Raw genomic sequence first — 23,728 nt, 5'->3', positions numbered from 1 at the left:
AGCAACTACAGGGTCAAGAGATGAGGCAAAGCTATTCCATTGGCGAATTGGCGGCCGCCACGGACACCAAGGTTGAAACGATCCGCTATTACGAGCGAGTCGAACTGCTGCCCAAGCCGAAGAGAACCGCGGGCAATTATCGAAGTTATGAAACCGGCCATCTCAACCGCCTCAGTTTCATCCGGCGCGCCCGTGATCTCGGTTTCTCGATCGAGCAGGTGCGAAATCTGCTTGGTTTGGCCGACCAGAAGGAGCAATCCTGCGAGAGCGTCGATGCCATCGCGAGCGGGCACCTCGCCGACGTGGATCGCAAGATTGCCGACCTCAAGGAGTTGCGGCGCGAACTCAACGCGCTGGTCCGGCAATGCCATAGCGGCAGGATTGCAGAGTGCCGCATCCTGGAAGCGCTGGCGCCACGAGACTAGATTGAGGCAGTCAAATGGATGGCGGCGCATGCGGCGGCCATCAGTTAGTGAACATGGCCCTTCATGCAACTATGGCACAGCGATGCCAGCGCGGGCGAAGTCTGAAGAGGATTTTTATGTCGGCTGACGAAGAGATAATCGCTTTGCTCGAGCGCTGGGATCGGCAGCAGGAAGGCTATATCGAGTAGCGCGAGGCACGGTTTGAAGCCATGTTTCAAATTCTGGAGCAGGCCTTCGAGGACGGGTTCGCGGCGATCGACGCCGCTTGCAGGCCGAGTTCCCTGAGCCGACGCCTCCTCGACCGCTTTCCGGCCGCGAAGGTCATCGCCGTGGATGCGGATGTCATGCTGCTCGAAATCGCAAGAGTCGCGCTGGCAGGCCACGAAAACAGGGTGCGTATCGTCGAGGCCGATCTTTCCAATTCCGCCTGGCGGCAAGGCGTGGCAACGGCGGTTGAATCGCTGTGCGGAAGCGCGCCGGCCGCGATCGTCTCGACGACGGCCCTGCATTGGCTATCGCCGGGTGACTTGGTCGAGTTCTATGGCGAAGCTGGCGAGTTGCTGGCTCCAGGCGGGATTCTCATGAACGGTGACCATATGCGCTTCGACAGTCGCTGGTCGACCCTCGCCGATGTTGCCCAGGCGCTCCGCGAACGTGTCGAGCAGGCGGCCGTTGACCGCGGAGAGGATGATTGGGAAGCTTGGTGGAACCGCGCGGAGGCGACGCCGCGACTGGCAGCCCTGAAGCAACGTCGCGATGCTTTCTTCGCGACGCGACCGCCGAAGCGCTCGGCGAGCGGGGAGGATTGTCCGGTCGATTTTCACCTCGCCGCCCTACGCAGCGGCGGTTTCGTGGAAGTTGGGACGGCGTGGCAGCACTTCGACAACTACGTTGTATTTGGCAGAAAGGCGTCGAAATGATCTGCTTTGCAGCACCCGCGGCGGCGGTGTAAATGCCGCGGTAAGGCTCCCCACCAGCTCGTCAGGGAGGAATGTCTCATCCGGCGCATAGCCCCAGAACTCGCGCCGTACGCGTTGGTGCATCGCCTCGGCGAAACGGTCGGCCAGGACCTCACAAGGATCGAGGCGTAATCATCGTTCGCGCGTTCGAAACGCTCGGCGATGGTGATCTCTTCGATTCCCGCGGTGACCACAATGCCGCCAATTTAGTCGCCGCGACCGGTTGGGCCGCCAGAAAGCTTCAAGTTCCGCTGACTTTCCGGTTTCAGTCTCGGCATTGTCATTTACTACGGAGGGGATATCGCCGCAGTGAAGGAGAGCAGCCTTAGAGGCGGCCAAACAACCGCGCCAGCACCGGAACTTACGAAATTGGCTGCTCTAACGTAGGTCCTCCCTGAAGCCCGCCATTAATTCCCTGTTATTTTGGCTAGGGAGTTGGCTGGCTAACAGCTTGAAATCAGACGGCAAAAGCTATATCTGAGCCGGCTCGTACGAGCTAATTTGACTGTATTCCCTGTTATTTCCCTGAAAAGCAGGGAAACCGACCAGAGACTAGTTAGCCTCTGACTGCCAGCACAGCCACACACTTCCTCGCCGCATAGGCAACTCGGTGACTGTCCGTCGTCAGAGTGTTGAGACACGAGGGGCCGCAGCTTTGCAGTGTCGCTGCGACCACGTTCTTATTCTTCGGTGTCTCCTTGGTGCGCTTTAGAAGGGGGATCCTGACCGCGTAGTCAGTCATCCGCTCTTCTTTGACGTATCGCTCAGGCCGACGGCCTCGAACCCCGCAACGGCGGCCTCGGCGCTCGGCAACAGCATCTGCTGGCCCAGCCAGTCCTGGAGTCCGGCCCGCTCGACGATGTGTTTGGCCTCGCTGTTCACATCTGCGTTGCCGAAGGCTAGTCTGCGCCTGGGGAGATCGCCTCGGATGCTGCCCAGGGCCGCGATGCCGGTGCTGTCCAAGGCATTGACGGCGGCGGCGTCAAGGATGAACCACCGATCGGTGCTGGAGGCGGCCGTGGGAAGCGCGGTCAGGCAATCATGCGCAGCGGGTTGTCCGCGGTGAACACGGCTTCGCCGTTGACGAAGGTGGCAATGAGTCGAGGGAGGCTGCCGGCCTCCCACGAAACCAGCAGAAGATCGGCGCGTTGACCGGCAGCCAGCCGGCCGCGATCCGCCAGGCCGACCGCATCGGCGGCATTCGCTGAAACCAGGTTCCACGCTGTGCCGATATCCGCCAGGCCCAGATTGACCAGCGTAAACGCCGCGTTCATCAGGGCAGGGTAATAGTAGTCAGAGGTCAAGACGCTGCAGAGGCCCTCGGCGACCGCTTCCCGACCCCCGAGCCGTGCTGCATGACTCCCGCCACGGACCACATTGGGAGCGCCCAGAATGGTAATGCCGCCGTGATCGAGTGCTGCCCGCGCCGTGCACCGATCCAGCGGAAACTCACAGATGCGGCAGCCGAGTGCCAGATAACCGGCTCGCATCTCCGGCGAGATATCGTCATGAGATGCCATCGGCAGGGATCCTTCGCGCGCGGCATCCGACTGGCGTAGCATGGACGCCGGAACCTCCGGGGCCCGTGCCTTGGTCTGCCGCAGCATCTCTGCGAAGTCGTCGCCGGTGAGGCCCGTCCGCGACGCATAGGCCGCCAGCTTGTGGCGGTCTGAGAGCTTCTCGGCGATATCGTCGGTATGGTCGTTGAAGGCCAGAAGGTCGATCAGGCCGGCCTCGATCCACCCGATAACCTCATCGATCGCATCAAGGTTGAATGTTTCGAAGCGAAGATGAAGGCGGGTGTCACAGGAGAGGCGCGGGCGCAATTGCCGCAGGCCCATGACAAATCGCCTGGCGGAATCGGCGTCACGCAGGCCGGGTTCCCAGCTATAGGTGAGACCATGATAGGCCGTGGTGATGCCATTGGCGACAAGCTGCCGGTCGGTATCGAGCAATGCCATGTCATCGGCAAAGCGAACTCCGGGCCGCGGCATCAGTTGGCGCTCGAAGGCATCGCCATGCAAATCAATCATGCCGGGCAGCACCATGAGACCATCCGCGCGCCAGCGACGCGCTGATGCGCTGTCCGATTGGCCGACGGCGACGATCTTCCCGGCCGACACCCGCAGATCGGCCTGTGCGATCGTTCCATCGGGCAGCATGGCACTGCCGCCGGCAATCACAAAATCCATCACACTCAACTCCATCATCGATCCCAATTGATGTCGGGATGATCGGGACTTTCCCCGGGATGATCCAGCGAAAGGATCGAGAAGAATCGACGTCTGGCGCGATTTCTTGGACTGGGTTCCGGCTTGTCTACCGGTCGTCACATTGTTGAAACATCGGAGTCTTAAAGGAGTCACGTGTCGCTCCCATGCTCTGGCGGGGCACGGAATTGTGCCGCTGGGATGTTTTGAAAGGGAGCCGCTATGATCTGTCTTGCCGGGACCAAATATGCGCGCCGCGCCGTGCTTGCCGCCGCTGCGGCCTTGCCTTTGCTGGTGCAGGCGAATTTCGCCCAAGCTGTCGACACCATTCGCTTCGCCGTGACCGACATCGCCGGTCTTGAGGACCTGCAGCGCGAGTATGGCGCCTTGGCAGAGACTCTTGCCCAGACCACGGGCTATGAAATCAAATTCACCCCAGTCAGCAGCCGCACCGCCGCCGTCGAGGCGATGCGCGCTGAACAGGTCGACTTCGTCCTCACCGGACCGGCCGAATATGTGGTCTTCAAGAAACGGACCGACGCCCAGGTAGTGGTTGGCTTTCAACGTCCGGATTACTTCGCCATGATCGTGACACTGGCCGACAGCCCGATTGCCGGCCCCGAAGATCTCAAGGGCAAGAAAGTCGCCTTTGGCGATATCGGTTCTACCTCGGCCCATATCGGTCCCATGCAGGTGCTGGCCGATTTCGGCGTAGACCCGATGAAGGATATCGAGCCGCTTCATGTCAGCCGCAATGTTGCCGTTGAAAGCCTGATCAAGGGTGACATCGCGGCCATCGGCATGAATGCGACCCATCTTGCCAGCGTGCGGGCGAAATTCCCCGATACCGCATTCAAGGTCATCGCCCGTGGCCGCGACCTGCCCAACGATCCGGTGCTGGCCGGCAAGCATGTCGATCCGGCCATGATCGACAAGGTGCGCAAGGCCTTCATCGACAATCAGCCTGCGCTCATCGAGGCCCTGCTGAAGGGTGAGGACACCCAGAAGTACAAGGGCATGCACTTCCTGGCCTCGATCGAGGACAAGGACTACGATTATGTCCGCCGTATGTATGCGACCATCGGCTATCCTGAATACGCTGAATTCGTCGGCCAATAGGGGCATTGGCCATGACGGTCGCATCCGTCGCCAGAACGGGGAAACCACGGATCGCTGCGGCCTATGCCGCAGCGGTTCGCCGCCCGTTGGATGGCGTCCACGCTCGCGGCGCCACGGCGGCGATCGAGCTCAATATCAGCAACCTCCGGAAATCATATCAGGTCACCACGACCGTCCTCGATGGTGTGTCTCTGGTGGTGCCGAGCGGACAGGCGGTTGCCTTGATCGGCAGCAACGGCGCCGGCAAATCGACCTTGCTCCGCTGCTGTCTGCGTCTTATCGAACCCAGTGGTGGCAGCATTCACCTGTTGGGTGAGGATGTTCGCGCCCTTGATCAAGGTGCCCTGCGGCGTCTGCGCGCCCAGATCGGCTTCGTCTTCCAGCGCCACAATCTGGTTGGCCAGCTTTCGGTGCTGAGCAACGTCCTGCACGGTGCGCAATCGCGCGTCAGCGGTCCACGGGGCTGGTTTCATTTTATGGCGCCCAGCGCGCTGCGCGACGAGGCAATGCACTGCCTGGATCTGGTGGGCCTCGCCGATTTCGCCAGTCGCCGGGCCGACCAGCTCTCTGGCGGACAGTCGCAGCGCGTGGCGATCGCACGCACGCTGATGCAGCGCCCCCGACTGATGTTCGCCGATGAACCCGTGGCAAGCCTAGATCCCAGTGCTGGCGAAGAAGTGATGGAGCTTTTTGCCGAGCTGATCCGCCAGCAGGGCCTGACGCTGGTGTTCACCTCGCATCATATCAACCACGCGCTGCGCTTTGCCGACCGGGTCGTGGCGTTGCGCGGTGGGCGGATCGATATCGATGCAATGTCGGCGTCACTTGATGCCAGGGATCTGCGAGGCGTCTATGAGTGATACCACCTTGGCGGCACCGATCCTGCGGCCGGGCGTGACGCCGCCGCCGCGGCTCATGCGGCCCAGTGCTGGCATGTTTGCGCTCTATGTGGCGGCAGGTGGCTTCTTCCTGTTCTCGCTCCAGGGCAGCGACATTTCTGTTCGGTCGTTCGTCGAGGGCCTGCCCAATATGGCGCGGCTGGTGGGCGAGATGTTCCCGCCCAGCCTGGCCCGCATTCAATCGGTCGGCGTCTCCATGCTGGAGACGTTCCAGATGGCCTTCGCCGGCACTGTCATCGGCGTCATCCTGAGCGTGCCGCTGGCCATTCTTGCGGCGCGCAGCCTGACGCCCCATATCGGCCTCTATTATATGGCGCGCTGGCTGACCGCCCTGTTTCGCACCGTGCCGGACCTGGTCTGGGCATTGTTCTTCGTGGTGACGGTAGGTCTCGGCCCTTTTGCCGGCATGCTGACCCTGGTCGTCGATGCGATCGGCTTCTGCGGTCGCTTCTTCGCCGAAGCGATGGAGGAAACCGACAAGGGGCCACAGGAAGCCTTGACGGCCCTAGGAGCCCGGAAGTCCGGCATTGTCTTCTCCGCGGTATTGCCCGCCGCCATGCCATCCATGATCAATTCGGCGCTCTTCACCCTGGAGAAAGCCACGCGCGCCTCGGTCGTACTGGGGCTGGTGGGTGCCGGCGGCATCGGCATCGAGCTCAAGGTCGCCATGGACCTTTTCCAATACGACCAGGCGGCAACCATCATCATCGGCGTCTTCTTGTTGGTCTTGGTGGTGGAACGGCTGAGCTCCATGCTGCGTCAGCGCATCCTGAGGCCATCGACATGACGTCGGAATCTGCCCTCCATCCCTTGGCGACAGCCGTCGCGGAATGGGATCGACGCTGGTCGATCGACGCCGGCCGCGTCGATTGGCTGGAACCGGAGGCAGAGGTGATAGCGACGGTCACCGCTACCGGGCCTGAAACGGTGCTGGATATCGGCTGCGGCGTTGGTCGCCATGCCTTGGCTTTGGCGCGGCTGGGATGCCGTGTCACGGCATTGGACGGGAGTGCGAGCGGTCTCGACTTCGCCCGCGCCCAGGCTGCGGCCGAGAAACTCGACATCGATTTTCGGGAGGGTTCCATGCTGGCGTTGCCCCTGGCGGATGCGAGTTGCGACTATGTGCTCGCCTGGAACGTCATCTATCACGGTGACCGGGACGTGGTCCGGCAATGCCTGGATGAGATCCGGCGCGTCCTGAAGCCCGGCGGCATCTATCAGGGGACGATGCTCTCCAAGCGGAATGGTCGCTATGGAAAGGGCGAGGAGGTGGCGCCGAATACCTTCGTCATCTCTGAGGAGAGCGACAAGGCGCATCCGCATTTCTATTGCAACGCCGCCGAACTCATCGATCTATTTCAAGGCTTCGAACTGCAGTCATTGATCGACCGGCCGCACCAGAAGCCCGGCAGCTATCACTGGCACCTGGTCGCCGATCGGCTATGAGGCTAATGGTTCAGGGTTCGACGACGATCTGCACCCAATCGCTGCAGAAGCGCGAGACGCTGAATTCGATCCGCACGCCATCGGCGTCGATATTGATGCCTTCGGTGACCACCATCGGGCGGTTCCTGGGCATTTCCAGCTGGCGCGCGTCCTCGGTCGTCGGCATGCGGGCGAGAACACGGGTTGTTTCCCGCGTGAACTCGTCGATCCCCAAACGCTTGATGGCAGTGCTGATCGAGCGAGTTTCGGCCACTAATTCGGCGATGCCATCGAACCGGGGCTTGGGAAAATAATGTGCCGAGACGCTGATGCGACGACCGTCTGCCTCGCCGGTGGTCAGAAGATAGACGATCGGCGCGCCGCGCCGGATGCGAAGGGCTCGCGCAACCTCTGTCGGGGCGGGCATGTCCATGGCAGCGAGCAGGGTGCGGTTGGGCGCACGGTGTTGCTTGGTCAGATTTTCGCTGAAGCGCGTGCGGCTGGCGACCTTGTAGTCGATGATCGCTTCCTGCACGAAGGTACCGCGTCCTTGTTCCGTGCGCAGCAATCCCCGTTCCTCCAACCGCGACAGGGCGCGGCGGACAGTATGTCGGTTGACCTGGAAGCGCTTGGCAAGATCGGCTTCGGTCGGCAGCCGCGTGCCAGGGACATAGAGCTTCTCGCGGATTTCGCTTTCGATGATCTGCTGAATCTGTCGCCAGACGGACAAGCCAGCTTCGCGCGTGATTTCCATGAGCGGCATTCCTTGGTGGCAATGTCACAAAAGGGTCAACAATCGGATTTTGACAGATCATTGTTTGGATCGTAGCGTAATAGATATAGATGTCTAGACAAATTTTGATGTTGTCGAGCATCGGCAGAGACGGGCAATGGCGTGATGCGTGAATCCGGTATCAAAGACGACGAAATAGTGCGATGCCGCGATGGCAGCCCATTGTCGCCCGCGCAAGCGGCGCGACGGCGCTGGCTGGCTGTGTTGGCGCGGGCCAGCCTCGCCGAGCTTGAGGCTATTCGCGGCGCGATCGAGGGCGTGATCGGTGACCATGCGACGCCGCGCCTGCTGCGCCAACCCGAGATCGGCATGACGATGCTGCGCGGTCGCATGGGCGGCACCGGGCAGGTATTCAATTTCAGTGAGATCACGATGACCCGCTGCACCCTGCAATTGGCCGATGGCCGGCTCGGTTGCGCCTATATGAGTGGACGCAAGAAGAATGAGGCGCGTCTGGCGGCCCTGATCGATGTGCTTCTCCAGGATCCTGATCACGGTGAGCGGCTGATTGCCTTGGCGATCGATCCACTGTCGGCTGAACAGGCGGCGCGCGCGCGCCGGCGGGTCGACAAATCAGCGCCGACAAAAGTCGAGTTCTTCACCTTGGTGCGCGGGGAGAATCCGGCATGATGGCGCAAGGTCAAGGCGGCCTCTTGATGCTCGAAGGATTCGCCGACCCGGTCGATGATAGCCAGCGGATCTTTCGCCAGATCCTGCAGGCTGTGTCGCGTCCGGGCTGCGTCGTGACGCTGGATCCCTTGTCGCCGGCGCCAGTGGGTCTCAACGCGGCCAGCATTGCCTTGTGCCTGGCCTTGCTCGATCACGATACGTCGTTTTGCCTCGATGGCCCCACGCTGACTATCGCGCGGCAGCATATCGCTTTTCACACCGGCGCGCCGCTGGCCGAAATGGATGAAGCCGCTTTCACGTTGATCGCTGATGGCAATGTACTGCCGGACCTGTCGCGTCTCCCGCATGGCGATGCGGAATATCCCGAGCGCGGGGCAACGTTGATTATCCAGGTGGCGGGGTTTGACGGCGCGCAGTGGCACATACTTCGAGGGCCTGGTGTCGACGGCACCACGGAATTGTCGGCGCGCGGCCTGGATGAAGCGTTCTGGGTAGCCTTCGCCGTCAACCAGCATCGTTTCCCGCTCGGCTTCGATACGATTCTGGTGCACGACAACGCAATTGTGGCCTTGCCGCGCTCGACCGTCGCGGTAACCCGCCCAGTGGAGGCCTGATCATGTATGTGGCCGTCAAGGGTGGTGAACGGGCCATCGCGGCAGCACATCAGCTGTTGGCCGAGGAACGGCGCGGCGATCCCGCGGTGCCCGAACTGTCGATTGCCCAGATCAAACTGCAGATGTCTCTTGCGGTCGACCGTGTGATGAGCGAGGGGGCTCTCTATGACCGGGATCTTGCCGCCCTCGCTATCAAGCAGGCGCGCGGCGATCTGGTCGAAGCGATTTTTCTGATCCGCGCCTACCGCACGACCTTGCCGCGTCTCGGGCACACCTTGCCAATCGATACCGGCCGGATGGCGGTGCGGCGGCGCATTTCAGCGACCTTCAAGGATGTACCGGGTGGCCAGGTGCTCGGTCCAACCTTCGATTACACTCATCGTCTGCTCGATTTCGCCCTGGCCGCCGAAGGGTCGTATGTTCCGCCACCGCAACAGCCGTCGATCCACAATCCAGCGCCAATCCCGCCGATGCCGCGCGTCACGGACATTTTGGCAGCGGAAGGAATCCTGGCGCCGGAGGTTGATATCGGCTCGGGCGATACAATTGCTGATCTCACGCGCGAGCCTTTGGCGTTTCAGGCGGACCGGGATGCGCGCCTGCAGGCCCTGGCGCGTGCCGATGAGGGCTTTCTCCTCGGCCTTGGCTATTCGACACAACGGGGCTATGGCCGAAGCCATCCCTTTGCCGGCGAGATTCGCATGGGTGCGGTATCGGTCGAGATCCAGCCGGAGGAACTGCCCTTTCCGATCGATATCGGCGAGGTCGAACTCACCGAATGCCAGATGATCAACCAATTCAAGGGCACCGCCCAGACACTGCCACAGTTCACCCGTGGCTATGGAATCGCCTTCGGCCAGGGCGAGCGCAAGGCGATGGCGATGGCCCTCGTCGATCGGTCCCTGCGTGCGGCGGAACTCGGCGAGGCGACCGACAGCCCGGCCCAGGATGCCGAATTCGTCCTCAATCATTGCGACAATCTGGAAGCATCCGGTTTCGTGCAGCATCTGAAACTGCCGCATTATGTCGACTTCCAGGCTGAACTCGGCACCTTGCGTGCCCTGCGCGCCGAAAGGCAGGAGGCCGCAGAATGAGCGAGCCATCCGAAGCTGAGGGATACAATTTCGCCTATCTCGATGAACAGACCAAGCGGATGATCCGCCGCGCGATCCTGAAGGCCGTGGCAATTCCCGGCTATCAGGTACCGTTCGGCGGGCGCGAGATGCCGATGCCGCATGGCTGGGGGACGGGGGGTATTCAGGTGACGGCCAGCATCATCGGCCGCGACGATACGCTCAAGGTTATCGATCAGGGCGCCGATGACACCACCAATGCCGTCTCGATCCGCAGTTTCTTTGCCAAGACGACGGGCGTTACCACGACGTCGCGGACCGAGGAGGCAAGTGTCATCCAGACCCGCCATCGCTTCCCCGAGAAGCCGCTGCGGACGGACCAGATCATGGTTTTCCAGGTGCCGATCCCGGAACCGTTGCGCTGGCTGGAGCCGCGCGAGAGCGAGACGCGCAAGATGCATGCCTTGGGCGAGTATGGCATCATGCATGTCCGCCTCTATGAGGATATCGCCCTGCTGGGTCGCATTGCCACGGCTTACGATTATCCGGTCCGGGTCAATGATCGCTATATTATGCGACCCTCGCCGATCCCGAAATTCGACAACCCCAAGCTCGACAACAATCCCGCATTGTTGTTGTTCGGCGCCGGGCGAGAGAAGCGCATTTATGCCGTGCCGCCTTTCACCAAGGTGAAGAGTCTCGATTTTGACGACCATCCCTTTGAAGTTCAGACATGGGATCATGCCTGTACTCTCTGCGGCGCAAGGGATTCGTTTCTGGACGAAATCGTGACCGACGATCTGGGTACTCGCATGTATGTCTGTTCTGACACCGATTACTGTGCTGACCGCCGCGAAGCAGCCCCTCAGACGGTTGATGCGTCGGAGGCGGCGGAATGACATCCGATCATTCGCTGCTCAGTGTCCAGAATGTCAGCCACTACTATGGCGACCGCGCTGGTTGCCTCGACGTGTCATTCGATCTGTGGCCGGGCGAGATCATCGGCATCGTCGGTGAATCCGGTTCAGGCAAGACCACGCTCCTCAATTGCCTGTCGGCGCGATTGCAGCCGAGTGCCGGTCGGATTTTCTATGACCGGCGCCATCATGGTTTGGTCGATCTCTATGCATTGAGCGAGGCGGAGCGCCGTTTCCTGATCCGCACCGATTGGGGCATGGTGCATCAGAATCCGCGCGACGGCTTGCGCCTGGGGGTCACGGCGGGTGCCAATATCGGTGAACGCCTGATGGCGGTCGGCGAACGCCATTATGGCCAGATCCGGGATAAGGCGCTGGATTGGCTGGGGCGAGTCGAGATCGATACGGCGCGCATCGACGATCTGCCGCAGACCTTTTCCGGTGGCATGCAGCAGCGACTGCAGATTGCCCGCAATCTCGTCACCGGACCTCGCCTTGTATTCATGGACGAACCGACGGGTGGCTTGGACGTGTCGGTTCAGGCGCGTCTCCTCGATCTGTTGCGCGGGCTGGTCACTCGCCTGCATTTGTCCGTCGTGCTGGTGACCCATGATCTTGCGGTCGTCCGGCTGCTGGCGCACCGATTGATGGTGATGCAGCGCGGGCGGGTGGTGGAATCCGGTCTCACCGATCAGGTCCTCGACGATCCGCAGCATCCCTACACCCAGTTACTGGTATCCTCCGTGCTTCAGGCCTGACCATGATAAACCAAGCCATCGATGTTCGCGGTATCGCGAAGAGCTTCCGCCTCCATACCCAGGGCGATGTGGAGTTCGGCGTCTTTCAGGAACTTTCGCTCAGCGTCGATTTCGGTTCCTGCATTGCGCTGCACGGTCCGTCCGGCTGCGGGAAATCAACCCTGCTGCGGGCGCTCTACGCCAATTACCGGGTCGATCGCGGCACGATAGGTGTACGCCATGACGGTGGCTGGGTGGATATGGCACGCGCGGCGCCACGCGAAATTCTGGCGGTGCGGCAGCGCAGTCTCGGCTATGTCAGCCAGTTCCTGCGCGTGATACCGCGCGTGGCCACCCTCGATATTGTCGCTGAACCGTTACGCCAGCGCGGCGTCGCCGATGGCGCGGCGCGGGAACAGGCCGCGATCCTGCTGCGCCGGGTCAACATTCCGGAACGGCTTTGGGAATTGGCGCCGTCGACATTCTCGGGTGGCGAGCAACAGCGCGTCAATATCGCGCGCGGATTCATTGCCGATTTTCCGATCCTGTTGCTGGACGAGCCGACGGCTGCCCTGGATGCTGAGAACGGTGCCATCGTCGCGGAGATGATCCTGGAGGCCAAGGCGCAAGGTCGCGCGATCGTCGGCATTTTCCATGACGCCGCAATCCGCGCCAGGGTGTGTGATCACTTATTTGAACTGGCACCTTTCAAGGCGGCGGCATGACACCGCGCTATGCCGTCTATTTCGCGCCACGCCTGGGCGAAGCGCTGCAACTGATCGGGAATGCCTGGCTTGGCCGCGATGCCGCGAGCGGGTGCCTTCTGCCGCAGCCGCGGATTCCCGACCTCTCGCCCGACCTGTTGCGCGCCCTGACCGCGGCACCGCGCCATTACGGTCTTCACGCAACGCTCAAGCCGCCGTTTCGCTTGGTGCCCAGACTGCAGGAAGCGGATCTGCGAGATGCGCTCGCCAAATTCGCTGCGACGCGCTCGGCAATACAAATTGACCGAATGGAGTTGTCGGTTATCGGCAAGTTCCTGGCCTTGGTCCCCACGAATGCTGCCAGGGAAACACAGGATCTTGCCGCGCAATGCGTGCGCCATTTCGATCGGTTTCGAGCGACCCCTCTGGCGGAGGAAACCACGCAACGCCTCTCAACCTGCCTCACGCCACGACAGCAGGTCCTCGTCGCTGAATGGGGATATCCTTATGTATTGGACCAGTACCGCTTCCATGTCACGCTGACCGATGGGATCGCCGATGATGCGCTGCGCCGGAAGCTCGGCGATGCACTTGCGGAATTGTTCGCCACGGTTCTGGCGGGGCCGATCAGAATCGCCGATCTTTGCCTGTTTGCCCAAGCCGATCGCAGCGAGCCCTTTCGCATCATCGATCGCTATCCACTGAAGGCTTAGGCGCCGGGCATGCGCAGACCCGCTGAAGCTGGCCGCCTGATTTATGTCATGGGGGCGTCAGGGTCCGGCAAAGACAGCCTGATCAACTATGTCAGGGAGAGACTGGCAGAGCGGCGCGATGATTGCATTGTCATCGCGCAGCGCTACATCACGCGTCCGCCGGAGACCAAGGGTGAGAGGCATCTGGCGCTTTCTCCAGCCTGTTTTGCGGCACGTCAGCTGGCCGGTGATTTTGCGATGTCATGGTCGGCGAACGGGCTCGAGTATGGCATCGGACGTGAGATTGACGACAGCCTGCGTTCCGGGCGGCATGTCATTGTGAACGGCTCCCGTGCCCATTTCCCGGAAGCAGTGGGCCGCTACCCGACCGCGCTTCCTATCCTGATCGTAGTCGACCCGATCCTGCTTCAAGCGCGGTTGCTTGCGCGGGGCCGGGAAAGCGCCGACGAGATTGCCGCACGGATCGCGCGGGCCGGTCATTTGACGGTCCAGCACCCGACACTCCAGGTCATTCAAAACGATGGCCCTATATCCGGCGCCAGCGAGGCATTCCTGGATGTGATCCGGCGGTTGCCGGGTATCAACGAGCGAAGTTGAACCCAGGTGATAGGATATTGACGGTCGAGATCGGCCCATTGTCTCAGATAGCCATATGATGGGACAAAATGACGAAGCGCGCAGCGACGGTCTAGCAGCCCATGCCGTATTGCCGCCTCCTTCTTCGTCACCTGTATCAACGCAACGAAGAAGATTGGTCCCAGAGGACGTCAAGCAACCGTGTCACCGTCGGATGCTCACATTCGTTTGCCTGTTTCCGCGAACGGGCCCCCTGTAGCTTGGCAGAATCTCCCTGTTCGGCGCGATAGGGAATACGGTGCTAACCATATGGCATTTGGCAATAAAATGCTCGGGGTCGGCGCAGGAACGCCAATTTGGCGAAGTTCCCTGTTTATTCCCTGAAAAACAGGGAAAACGAGCCAGAGGTCGGTTCGTCTCGGACTGCCAGCACAGCCAGTTTTTCAGCCAACCAATTGAAATTGATAGGGTCCGAGTTCGTCGCTCTGCGGTCAGTCGCAAAGGTGTGGCAAATCGCTGTGGCAAACCTGGATCGTCCGGCCCCATTTGTCGATAAGGCGGGTGCCTCGTTATGGCCAGCTGGTACATTTTTTCCGCGGTGGCGTCTTCTACGGGCGTCGCTGCGTGCCCGCCGAGTTCGCTGCCGCATTCGACTGAGGACAAGCGCGTCTCTCCCTGATCATCAGGAATCCGAAGGAATCACGCCGACATGGCTGTTTGGCGTCGTTGAGGTTCGAATAATTTCCGGCTCTGATGCAGCTTCAAAAGCTGACGCCTGCCAACGACCGAGAGGGGGACAGCCTCCGGGAACCCCGTCGTCTGATACTGGAGGAATGCGTGATCGAGTGATCCAGGGTTTGTGCGGAGGAAGAGGTCTTGACGTGCCGGGACCATTACGTCGTTGGCCTCGAGCTGCTGCCGGCGGCAGCATGGCAAGGGCATGTAACAAACTCCCACCTGCCGACGAAAACCCCTTCAAGGCCCCCGGAGCCAGGTTCCCGGATGCCTTCGGGACCAAGAATTGGCCCGCGAAAATGCGCAATACTCCAAGGGAGACTTACATGACAGCGATGACCAAGCTCACCTCCGCCACGATCGCCGCGGCCGCTATGGCTCTGTTGGCCGGTGGCACGATTACCCTGACGACGGCGCCCGCTCATGCCGACGCCGTGCATTGTTCCGGAATCAATGCCTGCAAGGGCCAAGGTTCGTGCAAAAGTGCCAGCAATTCCTGCAAGGGTCAGAACTCCTGCAAAGGTCACGGCTGGGTTGAGCAGCCGAGCGCCGAAGCCTGCACCAGTGCTGGTGGCATGGTCGTGGAATAACGCAGCGCGTTGCATGGGTGGGTTTCGGAATCCCCGTTTCCGATGCCCACCCATGCCATTTTTCTGATGCGGGAGCGCGGTATGCGATGCGCGGATGAGCGTTAAAATGCCTGGTCGGCGGTCTGATCTTGCCGGATTTGGGCTGGGACTGCGGTCCACCCATTATGCCGATATTCTGGCAGGGTCACCCGACGGCGACCTGCGGGTCGACTGGTTCGAGATCATCTCTGAAAATTACATGATCGGCGGCGGCAGGCCATTGCGCCATCTCATGGAGATCCGAGCGCGCTACCCCATGGTGATGCATGGCGTCTCCCTGTCGATTGGCTCGACCGAGCCACTGGACTTTGACTCTCTCAAGGATCTGAAAGGCCTGGCTGCGCGCCTGGAGCCCGCCTGGATTTCGGACCATCTGTGCTGGACCGGCATTGCCGGGCTCAACATGCATGATCTGTTGCCACTGCCGTTTACCGAAGAAGCGCTAGATCATGTAGCAGCACGTGTTCATGCCGTGCAGGCGTATCTCGACCGGCAGATCCTGCTTGAGAATACGTCGAGCTATGTCACCTATGTCCATTCGGCAATGCCGGAGTGGGAGTTTATCGCCGAGTTGTCGCGCCGCACCGGTTGCGACGTGTTGCTTGATGTCAACAACGTCTATGTCAATGCTTTCAACCATTCCTTCGATCCGCTGGTTTTTCTGGACGCGATCCCGCCCGATACCGTGCGTCAGATTCACTTGGCTGGTCATGAGAACCACGGAAGCCACATCATCGACACGCATGATCACGATGTGGTCGACGCAGTCTGGGATCTCTATGCCGAGGCGGTGGCGCGATTCGGCGCAGTGGCGACGATGATCGAGCGGGATGATCACATTCCGCCGCTGAACGACCTCATTCTTGAACTCGACCGGGCGCGCAGCACTCAGAAGTCGGCCTTGGCCGCGCGCGTGGGGCGGGTCGCATGACGTCGCTCGACCGTACCCAGACGGATTTTCAGAATTTTCTCCTTGGGTGTTCAACTTCCATCGTTGAGCAAGTCAGGGGAAATGCGCGGATCGGAGAATCCGATTTGCTCCATGTCTACCGGCACGGTTATTGGGCCCGGCTGGTCGAGGCCCTGGCCAATGATTTTCCGGGTCTTTGCGGCTTGCTCGGCGCTGATGCCTTCGATCGGCTGAGCCGCGACTATTTAGCTGCGAACCCGTCACGTCATCCATCATTGCGCTGGCTCGGCCGTGGCATCGCAAGTCATCTCGATCAATTTCCGGTCGAGGCGCAGCCGCTGGCGGCCGGAATGGCGCGGTTCGATTGGGCCGTGGCGCAGGCTTTCGACGCACGCGATCAGATAGCCGTCACGATGACCGATATCCTGGCGCTGCCGCCAACTGCCTGGGAATCCCTCCGACTGACCTTTACCGATGCAGTGAGCGACCTGGTCGCGGATTCTTCCATCGGCGAACTGCGCCGAGCCATCCTGCATGACGCCGGCGAGATGCCGGCGGCCAGGGAAATCGGCCAACGCTGGATCGTCTGGCGTCAAGATGAAGACGTTCAGTATCGTCCTGTGGCTGACGACGAAGCAGCGGCCTTCGATCTGATACGCGACGGCGCGACCTTCGGGGTCATGTGCCAGCATTTGTCCGATCATTGCCGTCATCCCGCTGCGGCCGTGCGCAGCGCCGAAATCCTGAAGGATTGGCTCGATCGGGGTTTGGTGGCCGAGATTGCGCACGATGCCACCGTTTCGGTCTAGCCTCTTTGGCGCCCTGTTGTCATTGACGGCGCTCCCGGCGCAGGCAGAGATGGCCGGATGCGACTATGAAATCATCGTGCACGGCGTCGCCGCCAATTCTCTGGATATCACCATCACCTGCGCGGATGAGGTCTCGCTTGATGGGTTGCGCGTTGCCGACTCCGCAGCCTCAGCTTTCATAACCCGGAAGGTGGCGGCCGCAGAGACGGCGCACTTTCACATCGACCTGGCGGCGTTTGCCGCGCAGAGCGATGACTATGATGGTGCCCTGCGGATCGGGCGGTCGCTGCTGGTGTCGCCGTCGGCGATCCTGCCGATTCCACAGCCCGGGGATATTGACCTGCGCCTGCACATAAAGGCGATGGACGGCGCCGATTTTGCGATTGCGCTGCCACAGGATTCGAGCGGTGCGTTTGTTCTGCGGTCCGGCGATGTCGAAGACGCGGGTGAATGGGTGCTCGGCCAGTTCGAGCATTTTTCCCTCGCCGAAGAAAGCGATATGCAGGTCGCCACGCTCGATGCGCCCATTGCCCTGTCGCAAGAAGAGCTGCGACGTTGGATCGGTGACGTGGCCGCCAGCAACCGACGCTTCTGGGGTGCCGTGCCGGTTGCCCCGGCGCTGGTCGCGATCATCCCGGTTACCGGCAAGAAGGGCCTGCCCTTCGGCCGCGTGATGGCTGGTGGTGGTGCGACGATATTGTTGCTGCTCGGTGCCGAGACAAGTCTCAGCCAGCTATATGATGAATGGGTTCTGGTGCATGAGTTCCTGCATCTGGGATCGCCGCTTATGCGTGATACCGGAATCTGGCTCAATGAAGGCATCGCCACCTACTTTGAACCGATCCTGCGGGCACGCGCGGGCTGGAAGAACGAGGATGCGGTCTGGCAGGAATGGCTTCTCAACATGCAGCGCGGCCTGCCGGCCCTGACCGAAACCGGGCTCAATAGAGCCCCATCACGGCGCTCCTATTGGGGTGGCGCATTGTTCCTATTGCTGGCGGATATCCAATTGCGCCATCGCAGCGGCGGTCGGGTCGGCACGGAAGATTGCCTCCGAGCGGTTCTCAAAGAGGGCGCCGATGTGCGCCAGCGCTGGCTAACCGCGACCATGTTGTCGGCCTGCGAGGCGGCGACCGGCCATACGGGGGTGTTGAACTCCCTGGCGCAGAAATATGTTTATGGGCACCATCCGCTGGACCTCGATCAGGTGTGGCGGGATCTCGGTGTGAGCTTAGGGAAGGACGGTGCCATTCACTACGATGACACAGCGCCACTTGCCGTTGTTCGCCAGAGCATTGTCTGGGGCGATAAAGTGGAATGGCCGCCGATTGGGCAAGGGCGATAAGGTGGAACTGCCGGCCTCAGATTGATCCAAGAGACGCCTGCAGAATCTGAAAATCGGGCGTCGCGCAGAGCTTCTGGAGCGTATTGCGCTAGCAAGAGCGATGATCGGTACACTTGATCCGCCAGGTTCTCTGAAGGAATGGTACGCGCCTGACGAGAGGTCCAAGTCCGAACACAATCTGGACTGACCTTCAGTGTTCAGTGCGCCTCGCCCGATCGATCGGCTTCCGGCCGTCAGGAAGGAGCGGGGGAAATTGTCCTGGGTGGCGCTGTTGCGGCCGCTGCCAGAATTGATGATGTCGAGGAGGACTTTCGGATCGATCCCCGCCTTCTCGCCGACGAAGAACAATTTGCCAAAATTGGACAGAACCAGCTCCAATGTATCGAAGCTTGCCTTGGGCCGAGAGGCCATGAATGCCAGCTTGCCGCCTCAGGCGCCGGCGAGCCCACCGCTGACGGGGGCGTCCAACCAGGCGATGTTCCTATCCCCGAGGGCCGTGGAAACGCGCGTCGCCATGCCTGGGCCAATGGTCGAAAGATCAATCACGGTCTTGACGCGCGATCCTTTAGACACCCCGTTTTCATCGAGGACGACCGCATGGACGATATCGGGCGTCGGCAGGCTGACGAATACCGTCCCAGCACGGTCGCCAACCTCCTGGGCCGAGGCAACCGCCACGGCGTCGTTTGTCTCAAACTCAGTCGGTGCCGCTGCGTTGGTGTCGAAAGTACAGAGCCTTTAGCCGGCCGCGTGCAGGCGAGGCGCCATATGCGCACCCATGCGGCCGATGCCGACAAAGCCGATGACCGAGCCCGACATGCGATTCTACTCCGGTTTGATTGCACGTTGAGAATGTGCAGGCGAGCGCCGCACATAGCGAAGATCATTACTAGATGAGCTTACCGCAGTGCACATCACGTGCTGCCAGCATAACAGAAATGGCGGCGCCAACGGTGAACAGTGTTGACAAGCATGGTCAATTGTCAGCCGGCGCCAAGGCGGCTTCTTTCCCCAGAGGTCACTATCCAACTATGTCAACTGCAGGAAACGCCAGTGGGGCGACCTCGGAATGTCAGCCCGGCACCGAGTCTTCGGTGGATGATGCAACCATTCCAAGGCCCGATAATCACTGCTGTAGCTATCCGGTCTTGATGCATCTAGATCCCAACGCACTTCCGGCTGGGCGAGCGCGATTGCGGGGCGGTGCCACAATCATCTGCGATGGAAGTGGGATCGGCTATTCTGGCAGCAACAACGTAAGGGAGGCCGAGTGCTTGTTTCGGCGCGAGTATTTCCCAGCGAATTAGGTTGGTAGGGTGAGATCAAATCGAACTTCTGCTGAATACCTAACAAAGGCCGGCGGGATGCAACCGGCGAAGATCATGGATTGTTGCTGGCTGGCGCAACGAACATAGTGCGTCGCCCAGGGCTGAGGCGCATTTGTGCCGCTACAGCTCCCATTTGGAATCACCAGTCGGACACTCTGAAATTGATGGGTGGATTGCCGCAGGCGGCAAGACGCGTTGGTGGGCGATCGCGATCGCTATCCGCGGGCAGGCGATGAATTGTACATTTGTATCGGGCGAATACTTATCAAATGCACCTATAATTCTCGCATTGATTGTGGATATTTGCCACATCTTGTACGTGACGATTTGTCGATGGATCGCGTCTGAGTAGAATTCTTGCTTGCTCGAGCCTAGGTATTCAGACATATTTTGCGACACAAAACGTGGAAGAGGTTCCGCGTCGAATCGCCAGACGGGGGTAGGGCGTGGTCGCAGATGCAGCGCCGGATCAATCGGGTGTCGCGGCAGCGGATATCCAGCAAGCCTCTGATACTGGGCTACTTTGTCTTGTTCTCCTTCTGCGCTTCCACGGCATGGCGGTCGATCCTAACGCGCTGTCACATCGCTTTGCGCCGGGTCCAAACGGGCTCACCGATTCAGACCTGCTTCGCGCCGCCCGGGAATCCGGTCTCAAGGCGCGCTGGGTCGCGTCAAACTGGCAGAAACTCGGCAAAACACCACTGCCCGCCATCGCCGAGACCAAGGACGGACGGTTCTTTGTTCTCGCGAAAGTCGCATCTAGCGAGGGCGACGAAGCCAAGGCCTTGGTGCACGATCCGGAGGAGAACCGGCCGATTGCACTCACGCGCGCGGAGCTGGAGAAGAGCTGGACCGGCCGCCTGCTCCTGATGACCAAGCGGGCCTCGCTTTCCGAGACCTTCACGAAGTTCGACATCGCCTGGTTCATCCCCGCGATCCTCAAATACAAGCGCATCCTCATATAGGTGCTGATTGCCTCCTTCGTGCTGCAGCTCTTTGCGCTGGTGACCCCTCTGTTCTTCCAGGTGATCATCGACAAGGTGCTGGTGCATCACGGCCTCACGACATTGGACGTGCTGGTGATCGGGCTTGCCGTCATCTCGCTGTTCGAGGTGCTGCTGGGGGGCATGCGCACCTACATCTTCAGCCACACCACCAACCGGGTCGATGTGGAACTGGGGGCGAAGCTCTTCCGCCATCTGCTGTCGCTGCCGCTGGCCTATTTCCAGGCGCGGCGCGTGGGTGATTCCGTGGCCCGGGTGCGTGAGCTCGAGAACATCCGCTCCTTCCTCACCGGCAATGCGCTCACTCTGGTGATCGACCTGGTATTCACCACCGTATTCCTGGCGGTCATGTGGTATTACAGCCCGACCCTCACGCTGGTGGTGATGGCCGCGATCCCGGCCTATGTGGTCCTCTCGCTGCTGGTGACGCCGATCTTTCGCCGACGGCTCGATGAAAAGTTCGCGCGCGGGGCGGAGAACCAGTCTTCCCTGGTCGAGACCGTGACCGGCATCGAGACGGCGAAGGCCATGGCGGTCGAGCCCCGCATGCAGCGGCGCTGGGAGGAACAGCTCGCCGGTTATGTCTCGGCAGCCTTCCGGGTCACCAAGCTCGGCAACACCGCGAGCCAGACAGCGCAGCTCATCAATAAGATGACAGTGCTGCTAACACTCTATCTCGGCGCCAAGGCGGTGCTGAACGGCGATCTCACTGTGGGTGCCCTGGTCGCCTTCAACATGCTGGCGGGCCAGGTGCATGGGCCGGTGCTGCGTCTTGCCCAGATGTGGCAGGACTTTCAGCAGGTGCGCATCTCGGTGAGTAGGCTGGGCGACATCCTCAATGCGCCGACGGAGCCCCTGCACCGGGCGGACAAGGCAACACCACCCAGCCTCACCGGCCGCATCACCTTCGACCATGTCATCTTCCGCTATCGGCCGGACGCGCCGGAGGTGCTGTCCGACCTCAGCGTCGAGATCCAGCCGGGGCAGATGATCGGCATCGTCGGTTCCTCCGGCTCAGGCAAATCAACGCTGACCAAGCTGGTGCAGCGCCTCTTCGTGCCGGAGCGGGGAAGGGTGATGGTCGACGGCATGGACCTCGCCCTCATCGATCCGGCTTGGCTGCGGCGACAGATCGGCGTTGTGCTGCAGGAAAACGTGCTCTTCAGCGGCTCGATCCGCGAGAACATCGCCCTCAGCGATCCTGGCATGCCGATGGAGCGCGTGGTGGCGGCGGCCAAGCTTGCCGGCGCCCATGACTTCATCCTGGAACTGCCCCAGGGCTACGACACCGTGCTGGGCGAACGTGGCGCCAGCCTTTCCGGCGGCCAGCGCCAACGCATGGCGATCGCCCGGGCGCTGGTCACCAACCCGAAGATCCTCATCTTCGACGAGGCCACCTCGGCACTTGACTATGAATCGGAGCGCATCATCCAGGACAATATGGCGGCGATCGCCAAGGGCCGCACGGTGCTGATCATCGCCCACCGACTCTCGGCGGTGCGCGCCTGCCACCGCATCTTGACCATCGAGAAGGGGCGGCTGGTCGAGGATGGCAGCCACGAGCAATTGCTGCGCGGCAATGGCCGCTATGCCCAACTCTATCGCTATCAGGCGGCCGATGCACAGGCAGCGATGCCGGTCGTGCAGCCGCAGGGAGGGCAGCATGCCGCCCAGTGAAGCGACCACAGCCGATAACGTCGTCGCTCTTCCCGCCTCCCGCGTCCGGAAGGCGATGGGCCGCCTCGGCGGCATCTTCGCCCCCGACGGCTACGAGCACGAGTTCCTGCCCGCCGCGGTCGAGGTGCTGGAAACGCCGCCCTCGCCCTTGGGGCGCGCCGTGGCGCTGGCCATCTCCGGCTTCGTCGCCATCGCCCTCCTGTGGGCTTGTGTCGGCGAGATCGACATCGTGGCGGTGGGCCAGGGCAAGATCGTGCCCTCAGGCCGCACCAAGCTCATCCAGGCGTTTGAGACCGGGGTGGTAACCCGGATCGCGGTCGAGGAAGGGCAGAAGGTCACCAAGGGCGATTTGCTGGTGGAACTGGATTCGACCTCGACCGGCGCCGATACGGACCGATTGGCGAGCGAACTCAACCGTCAGCGCCTCGACGTCGCCAGGTTGCGCTCGATCCTTGGCTTGCCCGGCGGCGAGATCCTCGATGCCCCGTCCGGCGGGGAATCCGGTTACGACGAGGCGACCGTTGCTCTGGCCCGTTCCTTCCGAGCGACGCAACTGGGCGAGCAGGCGGAGAAGCTGGCGGCCCTTGCGCGTGAGCTGGAGCGCCAGCGCGCCATTGCGATGGGTGCCCAGGCCGAGATCGCCAAAATCGAAGCGCAATTGCCCTTGAAGCGCGAACAGGTGGAAGCCCGCCGCGGCCTTCTTGAAAAGGGCCTGACGCCCAAGCAACAATTCCTCGAGATGCAGCAGGAGCTGATCGCCCTCGAAGGCGAGGGCAAGATGGCGGTGGCCAAGGCCAATGAAGGCCATGCGGCCCTCGCCACCATCCAGCGCCAGATCGCCCAGGCGAAGGAGGAGTTCGACCGCGACCGCCTCAAGGAATTGACCGAAGCCGAGAGCCTGGTCGCGCAATTGACCGAGGAATTGAAGAAGGCGACCCAGCGCCAGTCCCTGCAGCGTCTCACCGCCCCAGTCGCCGGTACGGTGCAGCAGTTGCAGCTTCACACCATCGGTGGCGTCGTCGAGCCAGCCAAGCCCCTCCTGGTCATTGTGCCCGAGGATGCTGGCATCGAGATTGAAGCGGAGATCGAAAACAAGGACATCGGCTTCGTGGCAGAGGGCCAGGAAGCGGTCGTGAAGCTCGATGCTTTCCCGTTCACCCGCTACGGCACCCTGACGGGCCATGTCGCCACCATCTCCGGCGACGCGGTCGAACAACCCGGCGGTGCCGGCCAGCCGCCGCGCCTCATCTACACCGCCCGCATCCGCCTCGAAAAAGACGTGATGAATGTGGACGGCAAGAACGTCCAACTCTCCCCCGGCATGGTCGCCGCGGTCGAGATCAAGACCGGAACAAGGAAGCTCATCGAGTTCGTGCTCTCGCCGCTCATGCGCATGGGCGGTGAGGCCGGGAGGGAGAGATGATTTCACCCCTCATTTGTCACTACTTTCGAAATTGAAGCATCGTCTTTCTATCAATGAAAAGTATCGCTTAGACC

General features: G+C 61.3%; 21 protein-coding genes and 4 pseudogenes. 20 read left to right on the top strand and 5 right to left on the bottom strand.

The window, feature by feature from the left end; translation table 11 throughout:
- Nucleotides 1-20 precede the first annotated feature (20 nt).
- Both IPK59_20235 and IPK59_20230 read left to right on the top strand, forming a co-directional pair.
- Nucleotides 21-425: a helix-turn-helix domain-containing protein gene (locus IPK59_20235; GenBank protein MBK8160986.1), complete on the top strand. Its 405-nt coding sequence runs from the start codon at nucleotides 21-23 to the stop codon at nucleotides 423-425.
- Between the two features lie 116 nt (nucleotides 426-541).
- Nucleotides 542-1,345 (top strand): annotated as a pseudogene (locus tag IPK59_20230) (class I SAM-dependent methyltransferase).
- Here IPK59_20230 and IPK59_20225 read toward each other — a convergent pair.
- From IPK59_20225 to IPK59_20215, 3 genes and pseudogenes are all read right to left on the bottom strand, one after another.
- Nucleotides 1,259-1,668 (bottom strand): annotated as a pseudogene (locus IPK59_20225) (hypothetical protein). The pseudogenes IPK59_20230 and IPK59_20225 overlap by 87 nt on opposite strands.
- Before the next feature lie 454 nt (nucleotides 1,669-2,122).
- On the bottom strand, nucleotides 2,123-2,347 hold the full coding sequence (locus IPK59_20220) for a hypothetical protein (GenBank protein MBK8160985.1): 225 nt from the start codon (nucleotides 2,345-2,347) through the stop codon (nucleotides 2,123-2,125).
- Between the two features lie 68 nt (nucleotides 2,348-2,415).
- A complete protein-coding gene (locus tag IPK59_20215) occupies nucleotides 2,416-3,576 on the bottom strand; it encodes an alpha-D-ribose 1-methylphosphonate 5-triphosphate diphosphatase (protein ID MBK8160984.1) in 1,161 nt (386 codons plus the stop codon).
- Nucleotides 3,577-3,816: 240 nt separating this feature from the next.
- Between IPK59_20215 and IPK59_20210 the strand changes: the two genes are divergently transcribed.
- From IPK59_20210 to IPK59_20195, 4 genes are read left to right on the top strand one after another with little or no spacing between them, the layout of a single operon-like run.
- Nucleotides 3,817-4,713 carry a phosphate/phosphite/phosphonate ABC transporter substrate-binding protein gene (locus IPK59_20210; protein MBK8160983.1) on the top strand — a complete coding sequence of 299 codons (897 nt, stop codon included), beginning with the start codon at nucleotides 3,817-3,819 and terminating at the stop codon, nucleotides 4,711-4,713.
- A gap of 11 nt (nucleotides 4,714-4,724) precedes the next feature.
- Nucleotides 4,725-5,573 (top strand): ATP-binding cassette domain-containing protein, encoded by an 849-nt coding sequence (locus IPK59_20205; protein MBK8160982.1) that lies wholly within the window; start codon nucleotides 4,725-4,727, stop codon nucleotides 5,571-5,573.
- Nucleotides 5,566-6,399 (top strand): phosphonate ABC transporter, permease protein PhnE, encoded by an 834-nt coding sequence (phnE, locus tag IPK59_20200; protein ID MBK8160981.1) that lies wholly within the window; start codon nucleotides 5,566-5,568, stop codon nucleotides 6,397-6,399. Before IPK59_20205 ends, phnE begins: the two co-directional genes overlap by 8 nt.
- Entirely contained in the window at nucleotides 6,396-7,058 is a 663-nt protein-coding gene (locus IPK59_20195; GenBank protein MBK8160980.1) for a class I SAM-dependent methyltransferase, read from the top strand. The genes phnE and IPK59_20195 overlap by 4 nt, the downstream gene beginning before the upstream one ends.
- A 10-nt stretch (nucleotides 7,059-7,068) precedes the next feature.
- On the opposite strand, the gene phnF is transcribed toward IPK59_20195, so the two are convergent.
- On the bottom strand, nucleotides 7,069-7,800 hold the full coding sequence (gene phnF / locus IPK59_20190) for a phosphonate metabolism transcriptional regulator PhnF (GenBank protein ID MBK8160979.1): 732 nt from the start codon (nucleotides 7,798-7,800) through the stop codon (nucleotides 7,069-7,071).
- Between the two features lie 135 nt (nucleotides 7,801-7,935).
- Here phnF and phnG point away from each other — a divergent pair, with 135 nt between their 5' ends.
- The 12 genes from phnG (at nucleotide 7,936) to IPK59_20130 (ending at nucleotide 18,222) form a co-directional block, all read left to right on the top strand.
- Nucleotides 7,936-8,460: a phosphonate C-P lyase system protein PhnG gene (gene phnG / locus IPK59_20185; GenBank protein ID MBK8160978.1), complete on the top strand. Its 525-nt coding sequence runs from the start codon at nucleotides 7,936-7,938 to the stop codon at nucleotides 8,458-8,460.
- Nucleotides 8,457-9,074: a phosphonate C-P lyase system protein PhnH gene (phnH, locus tag IPK59_20180; protein ID MBK8160977.1), complete on the top strand. Its 618-nt coding sequence runs from the start codon at nucleotides 8,457-8,459 to the stop codon at nucleotides 9,072-9,074. The genes phnG and phnH overlap by 4 nt, the downstream gene beginning before the upstream one ends.
- A gap of 2 nt (nucleotides 9,075-9,076) precedes the next feature.
- Entirely contained in the window at nucleotides 9,077-10,168 is a 1,092-nt protein-coding gene (locus tag IPK59_20175; protein MBK8160976.1) for a carbon-phosphorus lyase complex subunit PhnI, read from the top strand.
- Nucleotides 10,165-11,046: an alpha-D-ribose 1-methylphosphonate 5-phosphate C-P-lyase PhnJ gene (locus IPK59_20170; protein MBK8160975.1), complete on the top strand. Its 882-nt coding sequence runs from the start codon at nucleotides 10,165-10,167 to the stop codon at nucleotides 11,044-11,046. Before IPK59_20175 ends, IPK59_20170 begins: the two co-directional genes overlap by 4 nt.
- Nucleotides 11,043-11,822 carry a phosphonate C-P lyase system protein PhnK gene (phnK, locus tag IPK59_20165; protein MBK8160974.1) on the top strand — a complete coding sequence of 260 codons (780 nt, stop codon included), beginning with the start codon at nucleotides 11,043-11,045 and terminating at the stop codon, nucleotides 11,820-11,822. The genes IPK59_20170 and phnK overlap by 4 nt, the downstream gene beginning before the upstream one ends.
- 2 nt (nucleotides 11,823-11,824) lie before the next feature.
- Entirely contained in the window at nucleotides 11,825-12,526 is a 702-nt protein-coding gene (phnL, locus tag IPK59_20160) for a phosphonate C-P lyase system protein PhnL (protein MBK8160973.1), read from the top strand.
- The gene (locus tag IPK59_20155) at nucleotides 12,523-13,218 is read left to right on the top strand and encodes a DUF1045 domain-containing protein (protein ID MBK8160972.1); all 696 of its coding nucleotides are present in this window, start codon (nucleotides 12,523-12,525) and stop codon (nucleotides 13,216-13,218) included. The genes phnL and IPK59_20155 overlap by 4 nt, the downstream gene beginning before the upstream one ends.
- Nucleotides 13,219-13,227: 9 nt before the next feature.
- Complete coding sequence (gene phnN, locus IPK59_20150) at nucleotides 13,228-13,815, top strand: phosphonate metabolism protein/1,5-bisphosphokinase (PRPP-forming) PhnN (GenBank protein ID MBK8160971.1); 588 nt, start codon at nucleotides 13,228-13,230, stop codon at nucleotides 13,813-13,815.
- A 1,049-nt stretch (nucleotides 13,816-14,864) separates the two neighbouring features.
- Nucleotides 14,865-15,119, top strand: coding sequence for a hypothetical protein (locus tag IPK59_20145; GenBank protein ID MBK8160970.1), 255 nt, complete (start codon nucleotides 14,865-14,867; stop codon nucleotides 15,117-15,119).
- Between the two features lie 106 nt (nucleotides 15,120-15,225).
- Entirely contained in the window at nucleotides 15,226-16,089 is an 864-nt protein-coding gene (locus IPK59_20140; protein MBK8160969.1) for a DUF692 domain-containing protein, read from the top strand.
- Entirely contained in the window at nucleotides 16,086-16,877 is a 792-nt protein-coding gene (locus IPK59_20135) for a putative DNA-binding domain-containing protein (protein ID MBK8160968.1), read from the top strand. The genes IPK59_20140 and IPK59_20135 overlap by 4 nt, the downstream gene beginning before the upstream one ends.
- 49 nt (nucleotides 16,878-16,926) lie before the next feature.
- Complete coding sequence (locus IPK59_20130) at nucleotides 16,927-18,222, top strand: hypothetical protein (GenBank protein MBK8160967.1); 1,296 nt, start codon at nucleotides 16,927-16,929, stop codon at nucleotides 18,220-18,222.
- A gap of 429 nt (nucleotides 18,223-18,651) precedes the next feature.
- Here the strand turns inward: IPK59_20130 and IPK59_20125 are convergent.
- A pseudogene (locus IPK59_20125) lies at nucleotides 18,652-18,954 on the bottom strand (NAD(P)-dependent oxidoreductase).
- A gap of 1,105 nt (nucleotides 18,955-20,059) precedes the next feature.
- On the opposite strand from IPK59_20125, the pseudogene IPK59_20120 reads away from it, so the two are divergent.
- Together IPK59_20120 and IPK59_20115 are read left to right on the top strand one after the other, a co-directional pair.
- Nucleotides 20,060-22,231: pseudogene (locus IPK59_20120) on the top strand (type I secretion system permease/ATPase).
- Nucleotides 22,218-23,654, top strand: a complete 1,437-nt coding sequence (locus IPK59_20115; protein ID MBK8160966.1) for an HlyD family type I secretion periplasmic adaptor subunit — start codon at nucleotides 22,218-22,220, stop codon at nucleotides 23,652-23,654. Before IPK59_20120 ends, IPK59_20115 begins: the two are co-directional and overlap by 14 nt.
- The last annotated feature ends 74 nt before the right edge of the window (nucleotides 23,655-23,728 follow it).

This window comes from Rhodospirillaceae bacterium (assembly GCA_016712715.1).
Lineage (GTDB): Bacteria > Pseudomonadota > Alphaproteobacteria > Dongiales > Dongiaceae > Dongia.
This window is presented reverse-complemented; position numbering and strand designations above follow the sequence as displayed.

Excerpts from the sequence above, each read along its gene's own strand:
- IPK59_20140 (MBK8160969.1), top strand. The coding sequence starts at position 15,226 with ATGCCTGGTCGGCGGTCTGATCTTGCCGGATTTGGGCTGGGACTGCGG.
- IPK59_20130 (MBK8160967.1), top strand. The coding sequence starts at position 16,927 with ATGGCCGGATGCGACTATGAAATCATCGTGCACGGCGTCGCCGCCAAT.
- IPK59_20145 (MBK8160970.1), top strand. The coding sequence starts at position 14,865 with ATGACCAAGCTCACCTCCGCCACGATCGCCGCGGCCGCTATGGCTCTG.
- IPK59_20175 (MBK8160976.1), top strand. The coding sequence starts at position 9,077 with ATGTATGTGGCCGTCAAGGGTGGTGAACGGGCCATCGCGGCAGCACAT.
- IPK59_20195 (MBK8160980.1), top strand. The coding sequence starts at position 6,396 with ATGACGTCGGAATCTGCCCTCCATCCCTTGGCGACAGCCGTCGCGGAA.
- phnL (MBK8160973.1), top strand. The coding sequence starts at position 11,825 with ATGATAAACCAAGCCATCGATGTTCGCGGTATCGCGAAGAGCTTCCGC.
- phnK (MBK8160974.1), top strand. The coding sequence starts at position 11,043 with ATGACATCCGATCATTCGCTGCTCAGTGTCCAGAATGTCAGCCACTAC.
- phnE (MBK8160981.1), top strand. The coding sequence starts at position 5,566 with ATGAGTGATACCACCTTGGCGGCACCGATCCTGCGGCCGGGCGTGACG.
- phnG (MBK8160978.1), top strand. The coding sequence starts at position 7,936 with ATGCGTGAATCCGGTATCAAAGACGACGAAATAGTGCGATGCCGCGAT.
- IPK59_20155 (MBK8160972.1), top strand. The coding sequence starts at position 12,523 with ATGACACCGCGCTATGCCGTCTATTTCGCGCCACGCCTGGGCGAAGCG.
- IPK59_20135 (MBK8160968.1), top strand. The coding sequence starts at position 16,086 with ATGACGTCGCTCGACCGTACCCAGACGGATTTTCAGAATTTTCTCCTT.
- IPK59_20210 (MBK8160983.1), top strand. The coding sequence starts at position 3,817 with ATGATCTGTCTTGCCGGGACCAAATATGCGCGCCGCGCCGTGCTTGCC.
- IPK59_20205 (MBK8160982.1), top strand. The coding sequence starts at position 4,725 with ATGACGGTCGCATCCGTCGCCAGAACGGGGAAACCACGGATCGCTGCG.
- IPK59_20170 (MBK8160975.1), top strand. The coding sequence starts at position 10,165 with ATGAGCGAGCCATCCGAAGCTGAGGGATACAATTTCGCCTATCTCGAT.
- IPK59_20215 (MBK8160984.1), bottom strand. The coding sequence starts at position 3,576 with ATGGATTTTGTGATTGCCGGCGGCAGTGCCATGCTGCCCGATGGAACG.
- IPK59_20235 (MBK8160986.1), top strand. The coding sequence starts at position 21 with ATGAGGCAAAGCTATTCCATTGGCGAATTGGCGGCCGCCACGGACACC.
- IPK59_20115 (MBK8160966.1), top strand. The coding sequence starts at position 22,218 with ATGCCGCCCAGTGAAGCGACCACAGCCGATAACGTCGTCGCTCTTCCC.
- phnF (MBK8160979.1), bottom strand. The coding sequence starts at position 7,800 with ATGCCGCTCATGGAAATCACGCGCGAAGCTGGCTTGTCCGTCTGGCGA.
- phnN (MBK8160971.1), top strand. The coding sequence starts at position 13,228 with ATGCGCAGACCCGCTGAAGCTGGCCGCCTGATTTATGTCATGGGGGCG.
- phnH (MBK8160977.1), top strand. The coding sequence starts at position 8,457 with ATGATGGCGCAAGGTCAAGGCGGCCTCTTGATGCTCGAAGGATTCGCC.